Genomic DNA, 2,209 nt, shown 5'->3' on the forward strand with positions numbered 1-2,209 from the left:
GTTCCCGGTAGGTGAGTTCCTGTGCGCCGAAGACGACGGCGCGGGCGGTGGGGCGCAGGCGGGCCTGTTCCTCGAAGCGGTCGGTGAGCGTGGCCGCGCCGGTCTCCGTACGGGTCCCGGTCCACTCGTCCAGGACCTGGCGCCGTTCCGCCTCACCCAGCAACTCCAGCTCCGACACCCGTACGCCCGGCTCCCGCGCCGCCTGCTCCAGCGTCCGCCGCAGCATGCCGGCCATCCGCTCGACGGTGGCGTGCTCGTACAGGTCGGAGCTGTAGAGCACCGCGCCCGTCAGCCCCGAGCCCTCCTCGGCGTGCAGCAGGAACTCCAGGTCGAACTTGACCGCCCCCGTCGCCAGCGGCTCGGCCGCCCCCGCCCGCAGCCCCGGGAACTCCGGAACGGCCCGGGGACCGGACTCCAGGGCCAGACACACCTGGAACAGCGGATGCCGGGCCGGTGAGCGCGCCGGGTTCACGGCCTCCAGGACCAGGTCGAACGGAGCCTCCTGATGGGCGAAGGCATCCAGGTCGGCGGCCCGTACCCGGGCCAGCAACTCCCGGAACGCCGGATCCCCGGAGGTGTCCGTACGCAGCACCAGGGTGTTGACGAAGAACCCGACCAGCGCGTCCAGCGACTCCTGCGGCCGGCCCGCCACCGGCGATCCGAGCGGCAGGTCCGTACCCGCCCCCAGCCGCGTCAGCGTCGCGGCCAGGGCCGCCTGCACCACCATGAACGGCGTGCACCGCTCGGCCCGCGCCAGCTCCACCACCCCCCGGTACAGCTCGGCGCCGAAGTCCACCCGTACGACCCCGCCGCGCTGCCCGGCCACCGCCGGACGCGGCCGGTCGGGCAGCAGCCCCAGTTCCTCGGGGAGCCCCGCGAGCGCCGTCTTCCAGTAGGCGATCTGGGCGTCCAGCGCCCGCCCCGGACTCCCGGACCGCCCCGGACCCGTCAGGGCCGTGCGCTGCCAGAGCGCGAAGTCGGCGTACGCGGCCGGCAGCGGCGCCCATCCGGGTGCGCCACCGACCAGGCGGGCGGCGTAGGCCAGGGACAGGTCCTCGAACAGGGGGAGCAGGGACTGCCCGTCGGTGGCGATGTGGTGCAGCAGGACCAGGAGGGTGTACCGCCCCGGCACGCCGCACAACAAGGTGACGCGCAGCGGGTGTTCGGCCGCCAGGTCGAAGGAGTGCCGGGCGGCGTCCAGGAGTTCCGCCTCCAGGCGGTCGGCGTCGACGGTGCGCGACTCGAAGAAGTGCCCGGGGTGCGGATCGACGACCTGGTACGGGTCCCCGTCGGACGCGGTGACGAAGCGGGTCCGCAGCGGCTCGTGGCGGGCGGCGAGGTCCTCGAAGGCGGCGCGCAGCGCGGCGACGTCGGGCTCGCCCTCCAGCCGGACCGCCATGGGGACGTTGTAGGCAGCGCCCTTGCCCCTGCCCTGGTCCTGGTCTTGGTCTTGGTCCTGGTCCTCGCTCCCGACTCCGGCGAGCGCGTCGACCAGCCACAGCCGCTGCTGGGCGAACGACAGGGGCAGCCGCTCGGGGCGCGGACCGTGCGGCGCGAGCGGCGGCAGCGCGGGCCGGGCGGACACGGCCTCGATCCGCCGGGTCAGCGCGGCGGGGGTGGGGTGCTGGAAGACGTCGCGGAGGGTGAGGGTGATGCCGAGGGTGGTCCCGATGCGGTGGGTGAGACGGGCGGCGAGGAGCGAATGCCCGCCGTGCTCGAAGAAGTCGTCGTCCATCGACAGGGGCGCGGGGGCGCCCAGGACCTCCCCGACAAGCGCCCGTACGAGCTCCTCCGTCGCCGTACGCGGCCCGCGGCCCGCGCCGGCGGGGGCGGGCGGGACGTCCGGCAGGGCGGCCTTGTCGATCTTCCCGTTGGGGGTCAGCGGCAGCCGGTCCAGTACGACGAACCGGGCCGGGACCATGTGCTCCGGCAGGAGGGTCCGCAGCCAGCCGCGCAGGCCCTCCGGAGCCGGGACCTCGGGGCTCCCGGGGGAGGCCGTCACGTACGCGGTCAGCTGACCGCCGGAGTGGACCAGGGTGGCTTGGGTGATGTGGGGGTGGGTGGTGAGGGTGGTTTCGATTTCGGTGGGTTCGATGCGGAAGCCGCGGATTTTGATCTGGGTGTCGGTGCGGCCGGTGTAGTGGAGGTTGCCGTGGGTGTCCCAGTGGGCTTGGTCGCCGGTGCGGTAGAGGCGGGTGCCGGGGGGTCC

1 protein-coding gene is annotated in these 2,209 nt (G+C 74.3%); it reads right to left on the reverse strand.

Annotated features, from left to right (window positions below; all coding sequences use genetic code 11):
- Window positions 1-2,209: condensation domain-containing protein (locus ABZZ17_RS39985; RefSeq protein ID WP_356884302.1), on the reverse strand; the 2,209-nt coding region annotated here is incomplete at both ends.

Source organism: Streptomyces sp. NPDC006512, from assembly GCF_040611935.1.
Lineage (GTDB): Bacteria > Actinomycetota > Actinomycetes > Streptomycetales > Streptomycetaceae > Streptomyces.